Annotated in this window: 22 protein-coding genes; 4 read left to right on the top strand and 18 right to left on the bottom strand. The window is 47.8% G+C overall.

The window, feature by feature from the left end; translation table 11 throughout:
- Positions 1-73: 73 nt before the first annotated feature.
- Positions 74-967 (bottom strand): alpha/beta hydrolase, encoded by an 894-nt coding sequence (locus tag KB186_RS13755; protein WP_221868110.1) that lies wholly within the window; start codon positions 965-967, stop codon positions 74-76.
- Positions 968-992: 25 nt separating this feature from the next.
- Positions 993-1,751 carry an arylamine N-acetyltransferase family protein gene (locus KB186_RS13750; RefSeq protein ID WP_232773799.1) on the bottom strand — a complete coding sequence of 253 codons (759 nt, stop codon included), beginning with the start codon at positions 1,749-1,751 and terminating at the stop codon, positions 993-995.
- A 147-nt stretch (positions 1,752-1,898) separates the two neighbouring features.
- Here KB186_RS13750 and KB186_RS13745 point away from each other — a divergent pair, with 147 nt between their 5' ends.
- Positions 1,899-2,780: a LysR family transcriptional regulator gene (locus KB186_RS13745; RefSeq protein ID WP_232773798.1), complete on the top strand. Its 882-nt coding sequence runs from the start codon at positions 1,899-1,901 to the stop codon at positions 2,778-2,780.
- Positions 2,781-2,849: 69 nt separating this feature from the next.
- On the opposite strand, the gene KB186_RS13740 is transcribed toward KB186_RS13745, so the two are convergent.
- The 6 genes from KB186_RS13740 to KB186_RS13715 form a co-directional block, all read right to left on the bottom strand.
- Complete coding sequence (locus tag KB186_RS13740; protein WP_173610915.1) at positions 2,850-3,617, bottom strand: potassium channel family protein; 768 nt, start codon at positions 3,615-3,617, stop codon at positions 2,850-2,852.
- A gap of 147 nt (positions 3,618-3,764) precedes the next feature.
- The gene (locus KB186_RS13735) at positions 3,765-4,202 is read right to left on the bottom strand and encodes a DUF350 domain-containing protein (RefSeq protein ID WP_173610914.1); all 438 of its coding nucleotides are present in this window, start codon (positions 4,200-4,202) and stop codon (positions 3,765-3,767) included.
- A 21-nt stretch (positions 4,203-4,223) separates the two neighbouring features.
- Complete coding sequence (locus KB186_RS13730) at positions 4,224-5,465, bottom strand: glutathionylspermidine synthase family protein (RefSeq protein WP_173610913.1); 1,242 nt, start codon at positions 5,463-5,465, stop codon at positions 4,224-4,226.
- Positions 5,466-5,475: 10 nt separating this feature from the next.
- Positions 5,476-5,733 carry a hypothetical protein gene (locus tag KB186_RS13725; protein ID WP_173610912.1) on the bottom strand — a complete coding sequence of 86 codons (258 nt, stop codon included), beginning with the start codon at positions 5,731-5,733 and terminating at the stop codon, positions 5,476-5,478.
- Positions 5,734-5,744: 11 nt separating this feature from the next.
- Positions 5,745-6,191 carry a hypothetical protein gene (locus tag KB186_RS13720; RefSeq protein ID WP_173610911.1) on the bottom strand — a complete coding sequence of 149 codons (447 nt, stop codon included), beginning with the start codon at positions 6,189-6,191 and terminating at the stop codon, positions 5,745-5,747.
- A 143-nt stretch (positions 6,192-6,334) separates the two neighbouring features.
- Positions 6,335-7,111, bottom strand: coding sequence for an inositol monophosphatase family protein (locus KB186_RS13715; protein WP_173610910.1), 777 nt, complete (start codon positions 7,109-7,111; stop codon positions 6,335-6,337).
- Positions 7,112-7,222: 111 nt separating this feature from the next.
- Here KB186_RS13715 and KB186_RS13710 point away from each other — a divergent pair, with 111 nt between their 5' ends.
- On the top strand, positions 7,223-7,600 hold the full coding sequence (locus KB186_RS13710; RefSeq protein ID WP_173610909.1) for a hypothetical protein: 378 nt from the start codon (positions 7,223-7,225) through the stop codon (positions 7,598-7,600).
- A 47-nt stretch (positions 7,601-7,647) separates the two neighbouring features.
- On the opposite strand, the gene KB186_RS13705 is transcribed toward KB186_RS13710, so the two are convergent.
- The gene (locus KB186_RS13705) at positions 7,648-8,136 is read right to left on the bottom strand and encodes a PaaI family thioesterase (RefSeq protein WP_232773797.1); all 489 of its coding nucleotides are present in this window, start codon (positions 8,134-8,136) and stop codon (positions 7,648-7,650) included.
- A gap of 198 nt (positions 8,137-8,334) precedes the next feature.
- Between KB186_RS13705 and ilvD the strand changes: the two genes are divergently transcribed.
- A complete protein-coding gene (gene ilvD / locus KB186_RS13700; protein WP_015892520.1) occupies positions 8,335-10,011 on the top strand; it encodes a dihydroxy-acid dehydratase in 1,677 nt (558 codons plus the stop codon).
- A gap of 146 nt (positions 10,012-10,157) precedes the next feature.
- On the opposite strand, the gene KB186_RS13695 is transcribed toward ilvD, so the two are convergent.
- Positions 10,158-10,658, bottom strand: coding sequence for a C40 family peptidase (locus tag KB186_RS13695; protein ID WP_232773796.1), 501 nt, complete (start codon positions 10,656-10,658; stop codon positions 10,158-10,160).
- A gap of 449 nt (positions 10,659-11,107) precedes the next feature.
- On the opposite strand from KB186_RS13695, the gene trmB reads away from it, so the two are divergent.
- The gene (trmB, locus tag KB186_RS13690; protein WP_173610906.1) at positions 11,108-11,752 is read left to right on the top strand and encodes a tRNA (guanosine(46)-N7)-methyltransferase TrmB; all 645 of its coding nucleotides are present in this window, start codon (positions 11,108-11,110) and stop codon (positions 11,750-11,752) included.
- A gap of 357 nt (positions 11,753-12,109) precedes the next feature.
- Here trmB and KB186_RS13685 read toward each other — a convergent pair whose 3' ends face one another.
- From KB186_RS13685 to KB186_RS13650, 8 genes are all read right to left on the bottom strand, one after another.
- Positions 12,110-12,808 carry a DUF977 family protein gene (locus tag KB186_RS13685; RefSeq protein ID WP_173610905.1) on the bottom strand — a complete coding sequence of 233 codons (699 nt, stop codon included), beginning with the start codon at positions 12,806-12,808 and terminating at the stop codon, positions 12,110-12,112.
- Positions 12,786-14,417 carry an ATP-binding protein gene (locus tag KB186_RS13680; protein ID WP_463674827.1) on the bottom strand — a complete coding sequence of 544 codons (1,632 nt, stop codon included), beginning with the start codon at positions 14,415-14,417 and terminating at the stop codon, positions 12,786-12,788. Before KB186_RS13680 ends, KB186_RS13685 begins: the two co-directional genes overlap by 23 nt.
- 98 nt (positions 14,418-14,515) lie before the next feature.
- Positions 14,516-15,826 (bottom strand): CitMHS family transporter, encoded by a 1,311-nt coding sequence (locus KB186_RS13675; RefSeq protein WP_232773795.1) that lies wholly within the window; start codon positions 15,824-15,826, stop codon positions 14,516-14,518.
- Between the two features lie 244 nt (positions 15,827-16,070).
- Positions 16,071-16,937: an ABC transporter permease subunit gene (locus tag KB186_RS13670; RefSeq protein ID WP_232773794.1), complete on the bottom strand. Its 867-nt coding sequence runs from the start codon at positions 16,935-16,937 to the stop codon at positions 16,071-16,073.
- Positions 16,909-17,871 carry an ABC transporter ATP-binding protein gene (locus KB186_RS13665; RefSeq protein ID WP_173610901.1) on the bottom strand — a complete coding sequence of 321 codons (963 nt, stop codon included), beginning with the start codon at positions 17,869-17,871 and terminating at the stop codon, positions 16,909-16,911. Before KB186_RS13665 ends, KB186_RS13670 begins: the two co-directional genes overlap by 29 nt.
- Positions 17,872-17,961: 90 nt before the next feature.
- On the bottom strand, positions 17,962-19,137 hold the full coding sequence (locus KB186_RS13660; RefSeq protein ID WP_232773793.1) for an anti-sigma factor family protein: 1,176 nt from the start codon (positions 19,135-19,137) through the stop codon (positions 17,962-17,964).
- Complete coding sequence (locus KB186_RS13655) at positions 19,134-19,658, bottom strand: RNA polymerase sigma factor SigX (RefSeq protein ID WP_217367222.1); 525 nt, start codon at positions 19,656-19,658, stop codon at positions 19,134-19,136. The genes KB186_RS13660 and KB186_RS13655 overlap by 4 nt, the downstream gene beginning before the upstream one ends.
- Before the next feature lie 124 nt (positions 19,659-19,782).
- A complete protein-coding gene (locus KB186_RS13650) occupies positions 19,783-20,493 on the bottom strand; it encodes an AAA family ATPase (protein ID WP_173610898.1) in 711 nt (236 codons plus the stop codon).
- Between the last annotated feature and the right edge of the window lie 11 nt (positions 20,494-20,504).

Below are 20,504 nucleotides of genomic sequence, written 5' to 3'. Positions count from 1 at the left end.
AACAAAATGATATTTCGCTTGAACATAGTAGAAGCCGCCCTAACCCTGGCGGCTTCTTGCAAAGTGGAGTTTTCTATTTTTTTGCAAATACATCCTTTAAATAATTCGAAACTTGATTACGTGCTTGAAGCCCTTTATCCAAAATCCCTGCCATCCAGAAGAAGCCATGGACCATTCCTTCATAACACTTGTATTCTACGGGAACCCCTGCTTCCTTTAGACGCTCAGCATATGCCGCACCATCGTCTCGTAAAGGATCGTATTCTGCTGTAATCATAAGCGTCGGTGGTAAATCCTTTACGTCATCGTTCAATGAAGGTGAAGCAATTACATTGTATCTGTCGATTTCGTCACGTAAATAGGTTGAAGCTGCCCAGAAAACGCCCTCAGTCGTAAGCAAATAACCTTCGGCATTGTCGCGGTATGATTGTGCGTTGAAGGTCAAAGTAAGATCGACCACCGGATAGATTAATACTTGAGCCGCTAACGAGAGATTGTTGAACTTTTGTGCCATGACGGCAACTGAAGCAGCAATATTTCCACCAGCACTGTCCCCACCAATTGCAATTCTTGTTTTATCTGCGCGCAGCATGGAACTATTTTCAGCTACCCATTTGGTGGCTGCATAGCAATCCTCTAGTGGAATCGGGAATCTATATGCAGGAGCTAGGCGATACTCTACCGAAACAACGATACACTCAGCATCATGTGCGATGTTTTGACACAAGATATCCACAGATTGAATATCTCCTGCCACCCATCCACCACCATGCAAATAAACAAAAACAGGTAATGAATCCTTTTCATTTGGAGTATACACGCGAACTTTAATTTCACCGTTCTTTACAGGGACTAGAAAATCCTCTACTTTCGATACAGCTTTGGCTTCCCCGTGCTCCTTCCCTGTGAGGGAATTAAGATCCCCCCCTTGTGCCATAAATGATTGTACTTGTGGATCTAAGGCCATAAAATAGTCCTCCTTAAAGTTTTTATCAAATATTGATCTGGAAATAGCGACGAGCCGCTTCCTCAATCTCGTGTCCTTCCAGTTTTTGTTTTGTTTTTTCTTTGCCATCGACGATAATCAACGTATTTCCCAACAAGGTGATACGCCCATTTTCCGTCACTCTTGAAAGGAAATACATCTTGTTGAACATCGATTCAGGAGATGTTTCCGTTAGCACACAGATTGGATGGATGTTTTCTAAATTCCATTGATGGGAAGGTGTCTCAAATCGATATTGATTTTCCCACTCCTCGTCCGTCTTCTTTTGCAAATAGTAGAGCGAATTGGTCTCATCCTGGTATACGCGGTAAATTCCATCACTATCAACAACTTCACCGCCACTCATTGGAACAGGAAGCCGTGGCGAATTACCGCCCATGCCTACATCCACCAAGTATTCCTCGTTATCTAGCGGTACGATGTTGAATAAATGAGCGTTCTCAAGAGCCCAGACTCCATTTCCTACATAGACAGTCCCTGCCATCAGATAAGGCGCAAATCCCAGTTCTTTTAGCAGAAAGTAAAATATTCCGTTTAACTCGTAGCACACGCCACCATTTTTAGCATGGACAATTTTTTGATATAGGTCTTCTTCACGCAAAGACAGAGGTTTTTTTGCGAGAATATCAAGATTCTCAAAGTGAACTTGGAGGACATGCTGTTTTTGGAGATGGGACAAATAACCGAGACTTAGCTCACTTCTTCTTTCAGCCTTTATATATTCTAAATATTTTTGTGTATCCATGATATGATTCACCTCTTTTTATACTTAATCATTTACAATGTTTCTGTTTACGTTTTTATTATAAAGTTGATCATCCATAAATAAAAATATATAATTCATTATCACATTAATAACACTGAATATATCAATATAAGGTGGAAATGTACTATGGAATTACTTCAACTCAAGTATTTTCAGACAGTCGCCCGTACGGAACATATGACAAAAGCGGCACAGGAACTCCGTATAGCCCAACCAGCTTTAAGTGTTACCATAGCTCGCTTGGAGGAAGAATTAGGAGTCCCCTTATTTGATCGGATTGGGCGACAAATCCGCCTGAATGTTTTTGGACAAGCTTTTCTCAAAAAGGTGGATATCGCTCTTGGAGCATTAGAAGATGGGAAACGCGAAATTTCAGACCTGGCTGGATTGGAACGCGGAAGTGTTTTGTTAGCCACGACAACCTTGAATCGGGTATCTGAATTGCTAGCACCTTTTCTATCCTTATATCCTCGCATTAGCTTTCGCATCACCCAAGCGACGACAGAAGAATTGAAGGTTCAATTGCTCGAAAAGGGGGAAATCGACTTTTGCCTCACTTCTTCCTCGATTGATCGACCAGGAATCTGTAATCTACCCTTATTGACGGAAGAGATCGTACTGGCTGTGCCAAGTACACATCGTCTAGCGGGCCGCCAGCGTATCCATCTCAGTGAAGTAGCAAATGATCCGTTCATCAGTCTAAAACCGGGATACAGCTTCCGTGAAATCACCGATGCTTTCTGTCGGGAGGCTGGTTTTATCCCCAATATTGTATGTGAAGGGGACGAGCCTGCCGCCATCAGCGGCTTGGTACGAGCTGGTCTTGGCGTTGCTTTTATCCCCATCGATGCCAAAAGGGAATTGCCACCGCTTACGCTCCTTCATATACAGGAGCCTGTTTGCCAATGGACTCCTCATTTGGTGTGGCATGAAAAACACTACTTGTCACTTGCTGCACAGGCTTTTCGCGAATTCGTGATCCAGCATTACGCTCAAGCAAAACAGTAAGTGTACATCCTGCGTTCGAGGCACTCGCACGAAAAAAGCTGCCAGACCTAATGCCTGACAGCTCTCCCCTTATTCCTCACTCTTTTTCCTCGTTCGGCGATAAAGCAAATCCATGCTTTCTTTGAGCGTCTCATACTCGTGCTCGGTCAAGTTTTCGATCTGTTGAATATTTGTGATCGCCTGCTTCTTGATCTCTTCGGTCAAGCGATCTTTCTCATCCAGGCTTTTGCTTTCATGTGTCTCTGTCCAATGCGTAGCAAAATTTGCCGTCAATGCTCCCAGCATTCCGATCCCCGTTATCATCAAAATCGTCGCCATGATCCTTCCACCTGCCGTCACAGGCGAAATATCACCGTAGCCGACTGTCGTAGTTGTCACAATCGACCACCACAACGCATCCGGGAAGCTTTTGATATTCTCGTTTACACCGTATTCGAGCAAATAAATCGCAGTCGAGCTCCACAGCATGATGATCGTGACGACACCAAATACTTGACGCATCGGGCCAGATCGAATGATTCCCAGCAAAAACGGCGAAGCACGCACGATGCGCACCAGACGAAGCACGCGCATGATTCTGGCTAAATACAAATAAGAGTCCAATGGAATCATTGCGATCAGATCGAACCAGTTGGCATAAACGAATTTTCGTTTGTCCTTCGCCCTCCATAGCCGGACCAAATACTCGACAATCAGCAAAATGATCAGCCCATTGTCTACCTTGTCCATCAGTTCATCCGTCAACAGCGGATGATTGGAGAAGTCTGCGAACAACAGAATCGCATACGTAATCACAAGCATAATGATAAAAATCTCATACATGACGCGCCAGAACAAAAAGACTCCTCCCTGTGCCCGTAAGTACCTGTTCAAAATATGAGCGGTTCCGCATCGAAAAAGAGGCGAGAACCTGAAGCGGGAGGAGCCAAATGCAGAGAACCTACATGAGCACCAGACTTCGAAGGTGAACGCCTCTTTCCATGCTTAGTAGCTGATCAGCGCAGCCATCAACAAGCCCGCTGCAATACTCAACCGCGATGCGAAAATACCGACGGATACGTTCCCGTTCGGAATTTCAGACACGACTTTAAATGGTGTGATCCATTCGAACAAATAAAAAATGATGACTTGAAATACCATTCCTACAATACCCCAGATGACCAAATCCCACAAGTTAACGGAGTGGTAAACAGCCGAAGCGAGGACGATTGCCAAACCGATGATTTTTCCTCCCAAATCGTGCGAGGCTGCTTTTGCCGCTGCCATTTTCTTCGGATCGTCAGTCTGTGCTCCCTGCTTGATCAGATCAAACTCCTTGTAAGGAGTCGTAATTGTAAACACAAAAATCCCTACAGCCAATATCGGAATGGTCACTGCCAAATATGCCAAAAAGTTTACTACGTAATCCAATTGTCCCAACATGTAAGTTGTCCTCTCCTTTCGCTACTTGTCTATGCCGACCGGCAAATAATATGATAGGTTGTTTGTAATCGGTCCACCGACACGAGCTACAATTGCCGATGCCTCTGTGCCGATCCAAAAGGACCCCCAGAGCAGTCGTCCAGCATAAGCCCCCTTCATCGTCTGAACCGTAATCTCCGGAAGCTCCACCCGTTTCTGATAAATCATCGGCTGCTCCCAGTAAAACTCTTCCTGATCTTTCTCTTGCAGCGTACCATCTGATGCAAACAGCATGACACCGCCACCTTCTCGCCCAAAAATCGGCTTCGTGACGTAGTCCTCTTTGCCTGCAAACCGATTTTCAAAATAAGTAGGCAGCATGTAAGCTTCGATGATCGCGTGCTCCTCTTCGGTGAAAAACTCATTCGCCTCATGCAAGTTCCAGATGAGCGCCTGCAAAGCCTTCGTCTGAATGAGAAACGCAGAAGGAGGATTAATAATGGCGAGCTTTTTGCGGGCAATCAGCGAAAGCACATGCTCACCAGTCGGGTAGCCGTCTTCATCTTGTTCTACCGCCAGCTTTTCCAAAGCATGCAGACGGTACAGCACATCGACTGGCAGTAGCTCCTCATTCTCCTTTACATAGAGCCGATCTTGCCAAACACGCAAATGTTCCAATGCGGCAAACCGGGCAGAAAGACCCGATTGGTTCAGTAAGTACAATGTCGTTCCCTTGTCTTCCTCATGCCAGTCGAGCGAGCTAAACCAGATAGAATCCGTATCATAGCCTTTCGCCCGATACGCGTCGACCACCTTGCTGAAAGCCGAACGCAACTGCCGCTCCATCCCTTCATTCGGGTCCTCACGCAGGAAATGGCGACAGGCACGACCGTTCACATAAAAAGCCTCGACGATTCCTGTAGGGGTGTCGCTGTTGCACTCAAGCATCTTCAAACCTTCTGTCGTCTGGGCAAAATCAAAGCGTCCAATCACAGTCGGCACCGTTTGGGAAACGACGATCCTGACTGCCTGCAATGCCTGCTTTGGCACTCCTAGTTCCAACAACAGGGAGTCCTCTGCACGCTGCAATACCGGAACGACCTTGGTAAAGATTTGCCCCAGTCGCTCGGTTGCCATCGCGATTTCCTCTCGAAAGGTGGGGGAGATCAGGTGAATATCATGGAGCGCATATTCCTCGCCATACATCCAATCCCAGGTAAATACGCCCTCTTCCCGCATCGGGCCGTACAGCGCCTCTCGTTCTCGTCGGTTATGGTCCGCCACTTTCCTCACCTCACCCGGAGCTGGAATAGCCCGAGCTGCCGATACCGCCCTTGGAGCTGCTCGTGCTTATCCCACTCGATACTCCGGATTTGCTCTTGTAAGACCTGTAGGTAGAGCTCGAACCCCCACTGCTGCTGCTATCGTCACAATAGCCGTCATTGTCATTATCGTAGCAATCATCATAGTCGTCCCCGGAAGAACAACCGCTGATCGCAAGTGCAGCTACGACGAACAGACCGACTACTTTCTTTGATTTCGTTTGTGCCATTTTTCTTCCTCCTACACTGGCTTCGCGTAGTAAACATAAACCTGCCGATCTTCATCCACCTCGGCCGATGTCTTCTCCCATTCGCGTCCATTCACGTACAAGTAGTCGCTTTGCAAATGCAAGAGAGCATCGTCATCGTCCTTGAAATAAAACGTGTGGACGAGCGGATAAACGCTTGCATTTTCTTGAAATTCACGCATTTCGATCTGGATGCTGCCCCAGCGTGCAGACACAGCCTCCGCGTAATCGACAGCTTGTTCTTCTGTTGAGCGCTTGACGTAAATGACATACGTACCGTTTTCGATTGCACAGGACGTTTTTTCATAAACGACATGCCCCTTCACCAAATAATCGCAAGCAAAACGCAAGGAGACCTCATCTTTGTTCACGTGGTCGTAGTAAAACTGAACTGGGTATCCCCTCGCCTCATCCAGCAGCCGATATTCCATTCGTGCCATTTTTCTCACCTCTTTACCTATCACAGAATAGCAAATCTTTCGCACAATTTTATACGTGCGCCGAAACATTTGGTTGCCAATAAATGAAAAGAAATCCAGCAGAGCCATAAACCGCTACATAAGTCCTGCTTCTTTTGTACCCGTTACTGTCGAATCATACCGCGAATGGTTTCATGCAAATGTCCGTTGCTCGCCATTAAGGAAGGGGTGTGATCTTGTTGGAACGGCTCATGCTGATACGGTTTTCCAGACCAGTCCGTAATCGTTGCACCCGCCTCCTGGGCGATCACAATTCCGGCGGCTACATCCATAATATTGGAGCGTTGCATCACGATATAATCGAGCCATCCGTTTGCCAGCAGGCACCAGTCCAGTGCAGGCGCAATATTTCGCATGAGACGCTTTGTCTGGAATACAAACGGTTCCGTAAAAGCCATCTCTTCCTCCTTCGTTACTGTGTTGCGTCCACGGATGTACGTTCCGACTGCACGTGTGAGGTCTTGTCGGTTATTGACGTTCAATCGTTTTCCGTTCAAATAGGCTCCTTTTCCTTTTTCCGCCCAAAACATTTGACCTGCTACCGGATTGTAGACGACGCCCAGCACCAGCTCGCCCTTGTGCTGCAACGCAATCGAGATTGAGAAATACGGATAGCCTATAAAGTAGTTATTCGTTCCATCTAACGGATCGATAATCCACAGATACTCTTCCTCGCGGGAAACCATTCCGACCTCTTCCGAAAAAATGGTATGTGTCGGGAAGTGGCGATGCAGGACCTCAATGATGCGCTGTTCACTGCCTTTATCCTCTGGCAGCTTCACGTCGTTATGCAATTCCTCATCGGGCACGAGCTGTTCAAGAAAACGTTCCTTCAAAAAGGCACCCGCGACACTTGCTGCTTCTTTTGCAATTTCGATCATGATATTTCGCTCCTTTATTACGTTTGGAACACTTTTTTGAACAACCTTCCACTTGCACTTGCATAGGAAAGATTACTATCATAGAGAGATACCCGAAGGAGGGGGATAAATATGAACACCGACTTCATTCGGCTGAAAAATATGGAAGGTGAACTCAAATTCACCCAAATGAACAATAGCTACGGCTTCTCCGTCACCACAAAGGAGCTCGTTTTTTTCAAGCCACATATGACCTACCATTTGTTTTTACAGGATATCATCAGTATGATCCCGATGAAGCTGGACACAAGCCCTGTCACATTTCGGCATCAGAGTCAGACGGTACACGCCTCGTTTGGTTCCGATTACTACAAGCTGACCGCCAAGTGGGCGCGGATTGTTTCACGTTCTGGTATCGTCGAAAAAGAAAACATGGAGTTTATCGTGCCGCTTTCCACCAAAATGCTCACCTATATCTCGGAATACAGCGGTCTCGTTGTCATCAAATAACACCGTCACCCCTCGTTCTCACCTTTTTGATGTGGAGCGAGGCTTTTTTATTTCCGACCATTTCTGGAGAGCACAATGAACGTTCCTGTACCGTGGGCGATCCGCCTATCCCGATCATCGTAAACACTGCCCTCCATGACGACCAGCGTGTGTCCGCGATGCAAAAAGCTCGCTTCAGCGCGCAGCCGCTCTCCTGTTCCCGGAAGCAAATAATTGAGCTTGAGCTCTGTCGTCACTGCATACTGATTCGGTGGCAAGGATCGATTGATCAAGGAGCCCATCGCTGAATCGATCAAGGTCGCAAGAATTCCTCCATGAACAACTCCCCCTGAATTGTGCATAAAAGGGGTCAGAGGCAATTCGAAGCGATATGACTGTCTTTCTACGTCTATGAACTCCCCCTTTAATCCAAGAAACCCGGAGATAAACGCACTATTCCGTTCCCGCTTTTGATGAATGGCAGCAACAGCCAGCTCGAGAATGCGGCGCTCCTCTTCACTCCCGTCCGACCAGATGTTTTTTAGCTCATCTAACATTTCGTTCACTCCAACCGAAATAGAATCGATTCTTCTATTTTATCCCAAACAAGCTGATTTCGCTATGATTCCTAAACTTATGTCATTCGAGACTGAGCAAATGTTCAGACTTTTACGGTTGTTTCTGTAATTAAAAATTGATAAGATAGTTCAAAACATAAGACAGGCATGATCCGTATTGGAAGGGAGTTTTTCAAATTGGCCAGACAACGAAGTGATATGATCAAAAAAGGATTCGACCGCGCACCACACCGCAGCTTGCTTCGTGCAGCAGGTGTAAAGGATGAGGATTTCGATAAACCGTTTATCGCCATTTGCAACTCGTACATCGACATTATTCCGGGTCACGTGCACTTGCAGGAGTTTGGAAAACTGGTCAAGGAAGCCGTTCGTGCCGCTGGCATGGTACCATTTGAATTCAATACGATTGGTGTTGACGACGGAATCGCTATGGGACATATCGGGATGCGCTATTCCCTCCCGAGCCGTGAGATTATTGCAGACAGCTTGGAAACCGTTGTCGCTGCTCACTGGTTTGATGGCATGATCTGTATTCCAAATTGTGACAAGATCACTCCTGGGATGATCATGGGTGCGCTTCGTGTCAACATTCCAACCGTCTTTGTAACCGGTGGTCCTATGAAAGCCGGAAAAACGAGTGATGGCCGCTCCATCTCGCTTTCCTCCGTATTCGAGGGTGTCGGAGCTCACCAAGCAGGCTTGATCAACGACCAGCAACTCGAAGAGCTGGAGCAATATGGATGCCCGACTTGCGGTTCCTGTTCCGGTATGTTTACAGCAAACTCGATGAACTGTTTGCTCGAAGCCATTGGTTTGGCTCTCCCTGGCAACGGTACCGTACTCGCTGTCTCGCCTGAACGTCGCGAGTTGGTACAAGCATCTGCTGAAAAACTGAAAAATCTGATTGAACGCGACATTAAGCCACGCGACATCGTGACACTTGAGGCAATCGACGATGCATTCGCACTCGACATGGCGATGGGTGGTTCAACCAATACGGTTCTCCATACTCTGGCTATCGCACAAGAAGCAGGCATCGAATACCCAATCGAGCGCATCAACGAAGTAGCGAAGCGCATTCCACATATTTGCAAGCTGGCTCCTTCCTCCGACTATCATATCGAGGATTGCCACGAGGCAGGCGGTGTATCAGCGGTTCTGAAAGAAATCGCGAAAAAAGCAGGCGCGATCCATCCAGACCGTATCACCGTCACGGGCAAAACCCTTGGCGAAAACATCGCTGACGCCGAAATCAAAAACGATCAAGTCATTCGTCGCCTAGACAATCCGTACAGCGCTTCCGGCGGTCTCGCTGTTCTGTTCGGCAACCTGGCAGAGCAAGGCTCGATCATCAAAACAGGTGGTGTCGATCCTTCTATTAAAAAGCACGAAGGTCCAGCCATCTGCTTCGACTCCCAAGAGGAGGCTCTGGCAGGAATCGCTGCTGGCAAAATCAAATCCGGTCATGTTGTCGTCATCCGCTATGAAGGTCCTAAGGGCGGCCCAGGTATGCCGGAAATGCTGGCTCCTACCTCGCAAATCGTGGGTATGGGTCTCGGTAAAGAAGTCGCGCTCGTTACAGACGGACGCTTCTCCGGAGCTTCTCGCGGGATCAGTATCGGTCACGTGTCTCCTGAAGCCGCAGAAGGCGGTCCAATTGCCTTCGTACAGGACGGAGATATCATATCGATTGACCTCGAGGAGCGCACGATGCAACTGCTCGTGGATGAAGCCGAGCTGGCTCGCCGCAAAGAAGGCTGGAAAGAATTCGAGCCGAAGGTAAAAACAGGCTATTTGGCTCGTTACTCCAAGCTGGTAACGAATGCGAGCATGGGTGGTATTTTGAAAATCTAGCACACTGCTAGCATACAGACCAAAGCCCTTGTCTTTGTGGGAGACTCCACAAGACAAGGGCTTTTTTTACAAGATTTGCATTCCTCGATTCTCGCAACAAATTGCGCTGCCAGACGTATTAGTTAGTAGAGAGCCAGACGAGTAGATTACAAGACTCGCCGTGCCGAAACAAAGCGCTTCTCCCAGGACGTGCCCTTAAAGGTCGAATACGTCACTCCTGGTTTTCCATATGTATGAAGGAGTTTGTTGTTACCTGCATAGATCGCCACGTGTGTGATCCGTTTGGACGTCGTCGTTTTACTCGCCTTGAAGAACACCAGGTCTCCTTTTTTCAGGTTTGACTTGGACACACTTGTTCCTACCTTGGCTTGATCGCGAGAAGTGCGTGGCAAGCTCTTGCCGACTGCGACTTTAAATACGCGCTTTGTAAAGGAAGAGCAATCAAAAACGGCTGTGGTATTGCTGCTCGCACCGAATTTATAAGGAGTACCCATATACTTTCTTCCCGTGGCAATGACCTTGTCCGCCTTGGATTGCGTCCACGCTGCCTCGGCTACATTTTGCTTGCCTGGCAGTGGAGCGACAATCGATGTGATTCCCAATGCTGCTCCCATTACGATTCCTATGAGGGTTTTATGTAATTTCATGCTGTTCATCCTCCCTTTTCTTTTGAAAAAGATCCCTGCTCAACTAGGGACCATTTTATGCAAAGTTTGGCTGACCTCTCACTTGTTCTCTACTTTACCAAAGCTCACACTCTATGAGATTACCAAAAACTTACCAAAAACTATTTTTCCAACTGGATACGATTACCGCTTGACGCCTTCGCGCTTGATTTGACGGGCATTCCTCAAATTTTCAGTCTATTTTCCTGCCATAATGTCCCTCCCAAATTGGCAAATTTTATCCAGCTGCCATTTGTCCAAATCCACACTCCATGCGACTTTCGTCCTAGTTCCATTTACAAAAAACCCCTTTCCCCTCCTTTTTCACGTAATCTGCCTCTGGAATCTCGCTTCCCTTTCTTCTCTCTCTACTTGCAACTAGCAGGGAGTCATCGTAAAGTAGATAGGAGTTCGTTTTGAAGGAGGCACATATGCGACTGCGTAACATTCCAGGTGCCGAAGCGGCCCTGAGAGAATATCCGACGTTTGTAGACAATCCCCTTTCCTATAAAGGAAACTGGAAGGAACGCTTCGGGAATAACAATCCGATTCATGTGGAGATCGGCTGTGGAAAAGGACGTTTCATTAATACATTGGCCGAGCGTCACCCTGACATCAATTTCATTGCGGTTGAACTGAAAGCGGAGGTTGTTCTGCGCGCTGTTCAGCGTACAGAGTACAAAGCTGTTCCGAATCTGGCCTTTGTCCAATACGACGCTTCCAAGTTGACCGACTTGTTTGCCGATCACGAAATTTCTCGCATCTATCTGAACTTTAGTGATCCGTGGCCAAAAACTCGTCATGCGAAACGCCGTCTTACTTACAAAAGCTTCTTGAACACCTATCGTCAGGTGCTTGTGGCAGACGGTGAGATTCATATGAAGACAGACAACGAGAACCTTTTTGAGTTTTCACTCAACCAATTCGCTGGGGAACGCTTCCAGATGCGCAATATCACTTTTGACCTTCACCAGTCCAAGCTGGCGGCGGATAATGTGATGACGGAGTACGAGGAGCGCTTTTCTTCTCGTGGGCAGCGCATTTATCGAGTGGAAGCGAGCTGTGTGATTAAGTAGGCTCTGGTTTGAGTCAACATAGGGGAGGAGAAGAAAAAGCACAGCTCTCTTCGACTCTGACACACCAGCAGGGGGGATTCACTGGACGTCTCCACTTCCAAAAGGGGACCGTCGAGCCAAAGCCACCCTACGGGCGGAAGTTTCTCAAGGAAGAAGTGTTCGACAAGCGTGGTCCCCTTTTGGAAGTTCCGACTGGGTGGGCGTTGTCAAGGTCTGCGAGCCCTGCGCTTTTTCTTCTCACCAGCTTTCGTTGGTTCATCGGAACCTTCTAAATGCTTATTAGAAATCATAAGTACCAAAAAACCCTCCACGCTCTCTAGTAGGCTTGTACCTTACTTGCGAACGTGAAGGGTTTTTTTATTCTTTTTGCCGTCCGACGCTTTTGTACACGCGTTCAGGACGTCCGACGACTCCGTACGAAAGGTCTGCGATGGCGTCTCCTTTGGCTACCAGATATTCGAGATATCGCCTTGCTGTTGAACGGCTAATGCCTGTTTCTTTACTGACCAAATCTGTCGTGGCCTCCTGGGTCTGCATGAGAAAGCCTGAAATTTTGTCCAGCGTGATTTGATCAATTCCTTTGACTGCCCTTGTCTCGGTTGTCTTCTTTTGGCCAGTCCGGGAAATAAGCTCATCGATTTGGGCTTGGCTGATTTGATCGGTGTCTTTTTTCCAATCACTCACCTTTTGCCTGAACTCCTGATAATTCCGCAACGTTTGTTGCAAGCGTGCAAAGATAAGTGGCTTGGTAATAAAATCGAATACGCCATAGCGGATCGCCTCTACAACCGCATCTACTTCTTTGGCGGCTGTCAGCATGATGACATCCGTTGTAGGGAACTGCTCCTTTATGATCGACAAAAAATCGAGGCCGTCCATATCCGGAAAATAAATGTCGAGCAAAACGAGGTCGGGATGTAAAATTTCCATTTGGTCCTTGGCCTCTTGCCCATTCGTGGCAATGCCAATCACCTCGTACCCCTCTACTTTTTCCACGAAGCGTCGGTTTACCTCTGCGATTCTCAGGTCGTCTTCAATGATGAGTACCCGTATCATCTAGTACGGCCTCCTTCCGTTCTGCCGTGCGTGCATCCTTTGGTATCGTCACAGTAAAAATCGTTCCGCCTACCGGATTACCCGTATGCGTAATATTGCCGTGTACATGTAAAACAGCTTGTTTGACCAAGTGCAGACCGTAGCCATGATTCGGATGTTGTTTGGTAGAGAAGCCCAGCTCAAAGATTCGTTCGGCATTTTCTTCGGAGATGCCTGGCCCCCGGTCCTCTACCTCTATAAGCAAGACCTCTTCCATGTTAAGCAAAAAGATCGTGATTTCTGGAGCAAATGCATCTCGAGCTTTTACAGCGTCCATCGCATTATCTATCAAATTGCCGAGAATGACAATCAGCTGTGAGCGATCAATCGAGGCAGGAATGTCACGGAAGTTGCTTTCTGGATCTATTTTCAATTCCACTTTGCGTTCGTTGGCTTGATTCAGCTTCCCAAGCAACAAGCCACCTATCAGCGGGTCGGGAACTTCTTGCATAATAAACTTCGTATTGTGGACATGCACATTCAACTCGGAAGAGATCGTTTCAATGGCTTCCTGATACGATTCAAGCTGGATGAGTCCTGATATGAGATGCAGTTTGTTGGAATACTCGTGCGTCTGGGAACGAAGGACTTCCGCATACTCCTTCACTCGTGACAGCTCCTGTGTGACCTCGAACAGCTCGGACCGATTGCGAAAACTCGCTACAGCACCCATTACATGGCGCTCCTTATCCATAATCGGGACCCGGTTCACGACTAATACATGCTCGTCCACATTCGTTTCGCGGTCAAATTCGGCTTTCCCTGTCTCAATCACCTCATGAAGACCAAGCGAACGAACCAGCTCGTCCTGTTTGTCCATGATCCTGTCTTTATCCTTCGCTTGCCCGAGCATGTGGAGAGCGGTCTGATTCGCGAGCGTGATCGCCCCATCCTTATTGACTGCCACAATACCTTCGCGAATCGATTCCAGCACCGCTTGATTTTCCTGATACAATCGCCCGATTTGTTCTGGCTCCAAACCAAATATCGCTTTCTTTACATTTTGTGAAAGAATGAGCGTAGCCACCACACCCAGAAGCATGATGATGATGCCGATGACAACGATTCGATTGCGATACGATTCGATTGTTTCATTTATATCCTCAAACAAGAAGCCGACAGAAACGACCCCCATCACTTTTCCTTCCTCATCATAGATCGGTGTTTTTCCTCTCAGCCCAGGACCAAGCGAACCGACTGTCTCAGAGATGATGGATTGTCCCTCAAATACTGCCTCATTGTCGCCTCCCACCATCTTTTTGCCAATCTGCTCTGGATCGGGATGTGAGTAGCGGATGCTTTGCAAATTTCCTACGGTGATAAAAGCCGCATTCGTGTCCACGCGTATTTTTTCCACGATTGGATTAATAATCTTGGCGGGATCTTCTGTGTCAAACGCCTGTTTGATCTCGGACATCTGCGCGACGGTCTTGGCGGTGTGCAGTGCTCGCGTCCCGATCTCATGCTCTAATACGCCCGCCAGCATCTGTTCAAACATCGTACCGAGTATGACAATCACACCAAAAAGGAGCGAGCAAATAATCAACATCAGCTTGCTGTGAAAACGCACATCGTTCCCTCCTCTTCTTCTCATTGTATCTCATTTCGCCCGATGACGAAAAAAGAGGCCATGAGCAGGCCTCTTTTTTTCTTCCTTCTTTTCGTTGATCAGAATGAGATGACTCCGGTAAGAAGGGCAAGCACAATCATCACCATCGATGTTCCAAACGCCCATTTCAGGACGAACTTTTGGGTTTCCGCATAATCGACTCCAACCATTCCGATCAACAGGTACTGTGCTGCAAACAACGGGCTGAGTACATGCAGCGGTTGACCCAGGATGGAAGCGCGACCAATTTCCGCCGGATCGATTCCGTAAGCGGCTGCTGCATTTGCCAGGATTGGAACGATCCCGAAGTAATACGCATCATTCGACATGAAATACGTGAATGGCATGCTTGTCAGCGCTACGAGTAGAGGCATATGGGAACCAAGTGAATCTGGAATCCAGGAAACGAGTGTACTCGCCATCGCATCGATCATTTTCGTTTCAGTCAGGATGCCTGTAAAGATTCCCGCAGCGAAAACCATGGACACGGTAGCCAGTGCGTTAGCAGCATGGGCTGCAATTCGCTCTTTCTGATCTTGCATTTTCGGATAGTTCACAAACAGGGCAATGGCAAAAGCGAGCATGAACATCGTCGGCAGTGGCAAGAAGCTCGTAATCAGACCGACCATCAGGGCTGCGGTCAACAACAGATTGAACCAGATCAGGCGCGGACGTTTCAGTGCAGCAGTCTCATCTGTCGCCGCCACTTCTTCTTGTCCTGCAAGCGATTGCAAATCTTCATCTGGTATCTCCATAATCCCCAGACGCTTACGCTCTTGTTTGCCCAGAATACAGGCTACGATCATCACCCACGCAATTCCGCCAATCATTACAGGAATAACAGGGACGAAAATCTCGGAAACATCCATATGAAGTACACTCATGACACGTGCTGTCGGTCCACCCCAAGGCGTCATGTTCATGACACCGAGTGCGAGCATCGGCATGACTGCCAGAATCATCGGTCTAATTCCCAGCTTGCGGTACAAAGGCAGCATCGCTGTAACCGTAATCATATAAGTAGTAGTTCCATCACCATCCAGCGCCACCAAGGTAGCGAGGATCGCTGTACCTACAATCACCTTCAGTGGGTCACCCTTCACCATTTTCACGATTTTCTTGATTAATGGATCAAACAGACCTGCATCCATCATGACTCCAAAGTACAAGATGGCGAACAACAGCATAATTCCCGTCGGCGCAATTTTCTTGATGCCTGCAAGCATCATGTCGCCAATTTCTGTACCAAATCCGCTAATCAACGCAAAAACAACAGGAACGACAATCAAAGCAACCAATGCCGAAAGCCGTCTCGACATAATCAGGTACATGAAAACGGCTACCATGAGAAATCCAAGTAATGCCAACATACGCTAGTTCCCCCTTGCAAGAATGCGCTTACAATGATGTTGTAGCAACCATGACGAATGCGCTTTCATATTGTGCTGTCATTATAACAATGTTCGTAAAAATCCGAATAGAATATGCGCATAAACTGTTTTAACCGCATTTCCTCTATTAACATCATAAAAATCACGAAATGCGCATATGGTGATCGGCCATGCAAGGGAGAAAAGAAAAAGAACGGCCGAATTAGCCGTTCTCTCGTCTTTCTTATACATCTCGCTTTTGAAACACCCGAATGGACAGCCCTAACGCTACGACGCCATAGAGAATGGTGTAGATGAGCATGGCAGTACTCGGAGGTGAAGTCGTACCGAAAATACCTTGCGAAGCGAAGGACAACGGATCGTCAGCTGTATCAAATAGCGAGAGCGTCGTTTGCCTGAATAACGAATCGGTTGGAAAAACCAGACTGGAAATAATCCCGATGTTCGTGAGTGAGCTGTTGCTAAATGCAACACCAAGCTGCTCGATAAAGCCACCAATAAAGCTGATCCCGTACAGAATGATTAGGATAATACCGCCCGTTACTGTTGTAGTCATACTACTCAAGAGCATGGCTACACAAACAAGAATGATCGGCATACTTACGAAGAAAGCGGCTGCTTTCAGGATTTGGTCTCCTCCTACCTGAACAGCCAACGCACCGCCGCCCACCCATTGGTTGATCGCCAAAAGTCCGAGGAACATCAGGAGTGCGTATAGCCCCAACATACTTGCCAACCCGAAAAATTTCCCCAATAAATATTTGTAGCGAGGAAGGGCGCGAGCCAGCCACGTGTCGATTTGGTGGCTCTCGATTTCAGATGCAATACTCCCGACACTGCTCAAAATCGCCAAGAGTGCCGTAATGACGGAACCAAAGTACAAGCCCATCCCCAAGAGCTGCGTGGAAAAGAAGTTTTTTTGCAGCAAAGCTTCTGGACCTGCGCCCCCGAACGATTCCTTCATTTCCTTGACCGCATAGCCTGTGGCAAGCCCAAACAGCAGCAGGAAGGCCAGCGACATGATCAGCGTAATCGTGAAAATACGCTTGGAGATCATTTCTCTATACGTGATTTTGATGATCGGCCACATGTCGTTCTCCCTCCTTTCTCTGCACCCAATACAGGAATACGTCTTCCAGTGATTGTTGCTTGCGCACGACTTCATGTACTCCAGCCCCGGATGCAACCAATTGTTGCAACAGAGCGGGTACCCGATTGTCCTGATCCATCGTCATTAACCATGTATCACGGTCTTTCTCTTGTCTTACGAGACGACTCTCTGTGACAAAGGAAGGAAGCTCGTTCTGAAAGCCTGCGCTACCCTTGTCCACTGTCAATTCAATTTGTGGTTGGACGCTGCTCAGCTTGCGCCAGTCGCCATGTACGACCAACTCACTGCGGTGAATGATCCCGACGTAGTTGCACACGCTCTCCATTTCACTCAGTAGATGACTGTTGAGAAAAATCGTCTTTCCTTGGTCACGCAGCCGCGCGATCAGCTCACGCACTTCTTTCCGCCCGATTGGGTCCAGTGCGGAGGTCGGCTCATCGAGGAAGATCAGCTCTGGATCGGATAAGAGGGCGCAGGCAATCCCGATACGCTGCTGCATGCCTTTAGAATAGCCCCGGATGCGTTCACGCTCTCGTCCAGCCATTCCGACCAGCTCAACGACATTTTTTATCACGGATTTGCTCTCACGATATGTTAATCCGCACAACTCAGCATGATGCTCTAGGAGCTGCTGGCCCGTCAACCAATCAGGATAGCGAAACAGCTCTGGCAAGTACCCTACCTTTTTTCGCGATTCGACACTGCCAATCGGCTGCCCAAGCATGACCGCTTTGCCATTCGTTGGGTGCAATAGCCCGAGCATCGTCCTGACAAAGGTACTTTTACCCGCTCCATTTTGACCGAGGAAACCAAATACAGAGCCGCGCGGTACTTGTAGCGTAATATTTTTGCAGCCGGCTTTACCGTTATATTGCTTGGTCAATTCCCAGGTCTCTATCACGTAATCTGACATCGTTTACCTCACTTTCTCCATCGCAAAACGGGACAAAGCAGAGCCCTCCTTTTCCAGGAAAACTCTGCCAATATCCTACTATTTGTTTACTTATTTCAGTTGATTTGCAAAATCCAACAGCCCGTCAGCGTTCTTTTCGCTGCCTTCCAGCATGTGAATTTGTCCATCCTGCTGCCACATCAGATGGGAATTGTATTTACCTGTGATCAGCATTCCGTTTTGACCGTTCACTTTCACTTCCTTCATCTTGCTCTCGCCGTCTGCCATGTATGGCACAGGGAGGGTATGCTGCCAGTCTTCGATGCTAATCATCTGCTTTTTCACTTGATCCGGAATGAACGGCAGGGCCAAGATTGTCTCGCGAAGCTGTGCCAGATCGACTCCCTCTGGTGCGCTTAGCTCAGGAGCATCCATGACAGAGTAGCCATAGCTTTCTTTTCCTGCGGCCATCCTCACGTTCTGCATCTGTGGGATTTTCAAGGAAAAGCGTTTTCCACTCAGCTTTTCATCAAAGCGCGCCTCTACCTGTAATTGCCCCAGTAGCTTGTTTGCACGATCGGCATCGATTTCCATGTGCATGGTGTAAGGAGAATTGACATCTACGCTATCCACCGTAACATCTTTCGGTAGCGCAGGCAGCTTCACTCCAGCCTTTACAGCGGCTTCTTTGCTGTTATAATACTGGTTTCTTTGTTCGAGCTTCTCTTGATCGTTTTCATCAATCCAGATTTTCCCGATCCCGTTCAGCTCCATCTCGCCCACATTGCCGTTAGCGATCCATTGTTCCAGCTCTTGCATATCTTCTTGCGTCACTTTGACGAACTCTACTTTATCCATACGGAAAATGGACAGAAAATCGTTCGCTGCTGCTTGTACTTGGGGGAAAGACAGGGACACAGCCAATACTGCTGCTGCCGAAGCACCTGTCACCCATCTTTTTGTTTGCTTATTCATCTGATTCCAGCTCCTTCTGATTGTTGCTCGATTGGTTATCGCTTGTCGATCTTGTGCATTTGTGTTCGTCGGTTTCTCGATTGTTTGCGAAAATCGCTGCCACGCTGCTTCCGTATTGACCTTCACATCGCTTGTCTCGGAAAAAGCATGCTCCATCTTCTCACCAGTCCAGCTATCCAACGCGGACAGTTCGTCCAGCCGTGTGCGGCAGGTTTCACAGTACTCCAGATGAAGCAGGAATTGCTTACTTTCTTTTGAGCTGCATTCCCCATCCAAGAACGCCTGGATAAAGCCTGTATCGGCACATTTCATTCCTCTTCCCCCCTCATCCGGCCATATATGGTACGAAATTTACTTTTCGCTCTCGCGAGGAGTGTTCCCACCGAGCTGATCTGCGTGCCAGTCGCTTTCGCCAACTCCGCATAAGGAAATCCGGAATATTTCATGACCAGCAAGGTTCGTTCCCGCTCGTCTAGCTCCTCTAGCACATCGCGGACGATACTCTGGGACTCTTTTGCAAGCCACATCTCTTCTGACGAAGGGCTGACGTGTTCTTGCTCGGATGCACTTCGCTCTTGTCTGGCGTACCTGCGTTTTTCTGAACGAAGATAATTGTACGCTGCGTAGAGCGCGGACTTGGACAGCCATGCCGGAATATGTTCGATCCCTGTGCGATCGGTATGGTAAAAGGAGAGAAATACATCCTGCGCAATATCTTCTGCAGTTTGTTGATCTTTCACAATTCGCATGATCTGTCGGACTACAAACGGATAATACGTCGTAAACAATTCTTGAAAGGAATCTGTATGATCCTCTACTCGAGCATGGTTCATCACCAGGTTTGCTTGCACCTCCACTGGATTCCTCCTTCCCGCGTGCGCTATTGACGAATGCCCTACTGCTTCGTTCATCTAATAGAAACCGCCAAGCCGTTTTTTGTGACAGGAAGAATGAAAATTATTTTTCATCTAAAAATAGATCGGGCTTCTCCAGGAAACGGCGCGTCAATTGATAGTGCTCCGTATCGCGATAATTCACCTCTTGTACCGGCGATTCATCAAAATTGAGGATAGTTGCTCCGGGATAGCCCAATAGAATCGGCGAGTGCGACGCAATGATAAATTGTGCTCCTTCTTCCACCAAATCGCGCATCAAGTACAAAAAAGCGATTTGACGCTTCGGTGAGAGAGCAGCCTCGGGCTCATCCAGCAGGTAGATTCCCCTGCCGTTGAAGCGATTGGCAAACAACGAGAAAAAAGATTCTCCGTGCGACTGCTCATGCAGCGAGCGTCCGCCGTAATGTTGAAAGCTTTTCGGGCCCATCTCATCGATATGGCTGGCAAACTGATAGAAGCTCTCCGCTCGCAGGAAAAAACCATTCGTTATTTTAGGCAGCCAGGAAAGACGTATGTAGTCACCCAGAATCGCCTCCGAGCGATGCACCTCATAATAGTTGTGACGCGATCCTCCAGCTGTGTTAAAACCGCATTGATAGGCAATTGATTCCAATAAGGTCGATTTACCCGAGCCATTCTCTCCTACAAAAAAAGTGACGCTGCTAGCAAGCTCAATCTCTTCCAGCTTGCGCAAGGACGGCAAGTGAAACGGATATTCTTTCATGTTGGGAAATTTCTCCCGCAGCAGCTTGATCGTTCGTAAATAAACCATTTTTGACCTCC

This window comes from Brevibacillus sp. AF8 (genome assembly GCF_021270385.1).
Lineage (GTDB): Bacteria > Bacillota > Bacilli > Brevibacillales > Brevibacillaceae > Brevibacillus.
The sequence above is the reverse complement of the archived record's forward strand: the minus strand, read 5'-3'. Positions and strand labels throughout refer to the sequence as shown.

Coding starts and splice junctions, on each gene's coding strand:
- KB186_RS13755 (WP_221868110.1), bottom strand. CDS start 967: ATGGCCTTAGATCCACAAGTACAATCATTTATGGCACAAGGGGGGGAT.
- KB186_RS13750 (WP_232773799.1), bottom strand. CDS start 1,751: ATGGATACACAAAAATATTTAGAATATATAAAGGCTGAAAGAAGAAGT.
- KB186_RS13745 (WP_232773798.1), top strand. CDS start 1,899: ATGGAATTACTTCAACTCAAGTATTTTCAGACAGTCGCCCGTACGGAA.
- KB186_RS13735 (WP_173610914.1), bottom strand. CDS start 4,202: ATGTTGGGACAATTGGATTACGTAGTAAACTTTTTGGCATATTTGGCA.
- KB186_RS13725 (WP_173610912.1), bottom strand. CDS start 5,733: ATGGCACAAACGAAATCAAAGAAAGTAGTCGGTCTGTTCGTCGTAGCT.
- KB186_RS13720 (WP_173610911.1), bottom strand. CDS start 6,191: ATGGCACGAATGGAATATCGGCTGCTGGATGAGGCGAGGGGATACCCA.
- KB186_RS13715 (WP_173610910.1), bottom strand. CDS start 7,111: ATGATCGAAATTGCAAAAGAAGCAGCAAGTGTCGCGGGTGCCTTTTTG.
- KB186_RS13710 (WP_173610909.1), top strand. CDS start 7,223: ATGAACACCGACTTCATTCGGCTGAAAAATATGGAAGGTGAACTCAAA.
- KB186_RS13705 (WP_232773797.1), bottom strand. CDS start 8,136: ATGTTAGATGAGCTAAAAAACATCTGGTCGGACGGGAGTGAAGAGGAG.
- KB186_RS13695 (WP_232773796.1), bottom strand. CDS start 10,658: ATGAAATTACATAAAACCCTCATAGGAATCGTAATGGGAGCAGCATTG.
- trmB (WP_173610906.1), top strand. CDS start 11,108: ATGCGACTGCGTAACATTCCAGGTGCCGAAGCGGCCCTGAGAGAATAT.
- KB186_RS13685 (WP_173610905.1), bottom strand. CDS start 12,808: ATGATACGGGTACTCATCATTGAAGACGACCTGAGAATCGCAGAGGTA.
- KB186_RS13675 (WP_232773795.1), bottom strand. CDS start 15,826: ATGTTGGCATTACTTGGATTTCTCATGGTAGCCGTTTTCATGTACCTG.
- KB186_RS13670 (WP_232773794.1), bottom strand. CDS start 16,937: ATGTGGCCGATCATCAAAATCACGTATAGAGAAATGATCTCCAAGCGT.
- KB186_RS13665 (WP_173610901.1), bottom strand. CDS start 17,871: ATGTCAGATTACGTGATAGAGACCTGGGAATTGACCAAGCAATATAAC.
- KB186_RS13660 (WP_232773793.1), bottom strand. CDS start 19,137: ATGAAATGTGCCGATACAGGCTTTATCCAGGCGTTCTTGGATGGGGAA.
- KB186_RS13655 (WP_217367222.1), bottom strand. CDS start 19,658: ATGAACCATGCTCGAGTAGAGGATCATACAGATTCCTTTCAAGAATTG.
- KB186_RS13650 (WP_173610898.1), bottom strand. CDS start 20,493: ATGGTTTATTTACGAACGATCAAGCTGCTGCGGGAGAAATTTCCCAAC.